Origin of the sequence: Butyricicoccus sp. (assembly GCF_050872565.1) — a bacterium.
GTDB lineage: Bacteria > Bacillota > Clostridia > Oscillospirales > Butyricicoccaceae > Butyricicoccus_A.
Map to the genome: position 1 here is coordinate 1 of NZ_JBNMHC010000333.1, position 2,446 is coordinate 2,446.

Genomic DNA, 2,446 nt, shown 5'->3' on the forward strand with positions numbered 1-2,446 from the left:
AGCGATGAGCTGCGGTAAATTTTTATGATTGAATTGGAATTTTTCCTCCGTGCGAAGCAGGACAATTACCGCAAATACCAGTGCAACGAGATTGCGGAAAAAGCTCTTTTGCATCGGCGGCAAATCGCCGGACAGCCGGACAAATAAATTCATCAGCGCAAAGAAAAACGCGGATAAGATAATAAAGCAAATGCCTTTGGTTTTGTTGTTTGTCATAAGTATATCGTTCCATTCTGTAGTAATTTTATTGCATGAAAAAAGACGAAGGTCATTCGTCTTTTTGTGCTGGAAGCTCATATTCGCTTGTCATGGCGGACAGCAGCTGCTGATAAATGTCTTCTGCGTGCTTTTGGAATTGTGATTCCAAATGGGAAGCCTGCATCGGACTGACCACATGCAGCTGGACAGAAAAAACATCCTGCATCGTCAGATGCACAACATAGTCCTTCTCTCCGCATTGTTCCGTAGAGGTGGAGATCTGTGCATTTTGGCGGATTTTGCGCACGACACGCAGAGCAGACAACTCAGCCGCCTCTCGAACAGTAAAGGGCAGGCGATTTTGAAATGCCTGTGCAGTCTGGCGTCCTTTTTCTGTGATGGAGAACAGTTCAGATTCTCCGTCCAGCAATTTTTCTATGTGATGAGAATCTTGCAGCTCGGAAAATGCTTCGGACAACTCAAAATAGCCAAAGCCATCGTCGCACCAAGTACAAATATCAACAATCGAGGCAAACGACACCGGAAACGGCAGGTAAGCCATGCAGGTTAAAATCAGAAATTTGATTTCCTCTTTTGTGCGGATAAAGCCGAAACGGACCATAGGTACACCTCAAATCTTCCAAGAATCATGTTAAGTATACCACAAACGTGGAAAAAAGCAACGAAAAACCTGCTAAATCTGCGCGGTTATCTTGTTCTGCATGGGAAAATATAGTACAATAAAATCAATCAATTTCGGATAAGGATATGAATTATGAACTATGAATTTTGTTGTCCGACGCTGTTCGGACTGGAAGGAATTGTCGGCGATGAGCTGCGCCACAACGGCGGCTTGACCGATGTCCGTGTTGAAAACGGCCGCGTCTTTTTCTCCGGCGATGAGCATACCTTGGCATGGGCGAATCTGTGGCTGCGCTGTGCAGAGCGCGTACTCATTAAAGTGGGCGAATTTCCGGCTCGCACATTTGAAGAGCTGTTTGAGGGCGTATACGAGTTGCCCTGGCTGGATTATATTGAAAAAGACTGCGCGTTTCCTGTCAAGGGCTACGCACTGGATTCTCAGCTGCACAGCATTCCGGACTGCCAGAGTATTGTCAAGAAGGCAATTGTCAAGAGCTTGGCTGAATCATATGGCATCACATGGTTTGAGGAGACTGGCGCACGCTGTCAAGTACAGTTTTCAATTGTGCACGATGTAGCAACCCTGTATTTAGATACCTCCGGAGCAGGACTTCACAAGCGCGGCTATCGCGCCAATGCCAATGAAGCACCGCTGCGCGAGACACTGGCGGCGGCAATGGTACAAATTTCCCGTTTCCGCGGCAGAGGAGAATTTTTTGATCCGTTCTGCGGTTCCGGTACCATCCCAATTGAGGCGGCAATGATTGCGATGAACCGCGCACCGGGACTCATGCGCTCGTTTGATGCGGAAAAATGGGACTTTGTTGCGCCGGAAATCTGGAGACAGGAACGCGAACGGGCGTTAGATGTCATCTATCGAGATCGAACCTATGATATTCACGGCGGTGACATTGACCCGGCATGTGTGGAACTGTCGATAGAGAATGCTAAAAAGGCGGGAGTAGACCACACGGTTCATTTTGAAGAAAAAGACGCCTGCGCGTGCCGCTTGAAAAATCGCGAGGGCACATTGATTGCCAATCCGCCGTATGGCGAACGCATGATGGACGTCAATGCAGCGCGGAAATTGCTGCGAAATTTTGGCACAGCGGCAGCTTTATCGCCAATGAAGCAGTATATTATTAGCTCTGACGAGAAATTTGAGGAGTTTTACGGGATAAAAGCGGATAAAAAGCGCAAACTGTACAACGGTATGCTGCGCTGCAATCTGTTTATGTATTATCAGCCGCCGGAGAAGCGCAAGAAGCTGCGTACCGCACAGCCGACAAACAGGGGACGCAAAAATGTTGCAAAAAACCGCAAAAATTACCAAAATAAGCGGGATAAATAATATTCATAATTTATTTACAAAAAACTTTGGAATTTTGGAAAAAAATACTTGCGTATTTCGGGAAAATGATTTAATATATAGCTGTTGGCACTCGAGCACATGGAGTGCTAACCTCTGAATTTGTATTTCATCATCTTAGGAGGATTTTATTATGAAGCTCAAGCCTTTATCTGACCGCGTTGTCATCAAGATGGTCGAAGCAGAAGAGACCACCGCAGGCGGAATCATTCTGGCAGGTTCTGCTAAGGAGAAGCC

The 2,446-nt window shown here is 46.6% G+C and carries 3 protein-coding genes and 1 pseudogene; 2 read left to right on the forward strand and 2 right to left on the reverse strand.

All coding sequences use genetic code 11. The annotated features are described in order from the left end of the window. Both ACR0P9_RS10945 and ACR0P9_RS10950 read right to left on the reverse strand, forming a co-directional pair. On the reverse strand, positions 1–216 hold a 216-nt coding region (locus ACR0P9_RS10945), incomplete at its 3' end, for an EamA family transporter (protein WP_432620075.1). 52 nt (positions 217–268) lie between these two features. Then, positions 269–820: a DUF4364 family protein gene (locus ACR0P9_RS10950; RefSeq protein ID WP_432620077.1), complete on the reverse strand. Its 552-nt coding sequence runs from the start codon at positions 818–820 to the stop codon at positions 269–271. A gap of 153 nt (positions 821–973) precedes the next feature. Here ACR0P9_RS10950 and ACR0P9_RS10955 point away from each other — a divergent pair, with 153 nt between their 5' ends. Both ACR0P9_RS10955 and ACR0P9_RS10960 read left to right on the forward strand, forming a co-directional pair. Further along, complete coding sequence (locus tag ACR0P9_RS10955; protein ID WP_432620079.1) at positions 974–2,191, forward strand: THUMP domain-containing class I SAM-dependent RNA methyltransferase; 1,218 nt, start codon at positions 974–976, stop codon at positions 2,189–2,191. Positions 2,192–2,342: 151 nt separating this feature from the next. After that, a pseudogene (locus ACR0P9_RS10960) lies at positions 2,343–2,446 on the forward strand (co-chaperone GroES); the annotation flags it as partial.

Bases quoted from the DNA above. Each gene is read 5' to 3' on its own strand.
- ACR0P9_RS10950 (WP_432620077.1), bottom strand. From the start codon at position 820: ATGGTCCGTTTCGGCTTTATCCGCACAAAAGAGGAAATCAAATTTCTG.
- ACR0P9_RS10955 (WP_432620079.1), top strand. From the start codon at position 974: ATGAACTATGAATTTTGTTGTCCGACGCTGTTCGGACTGGAAGGAATT.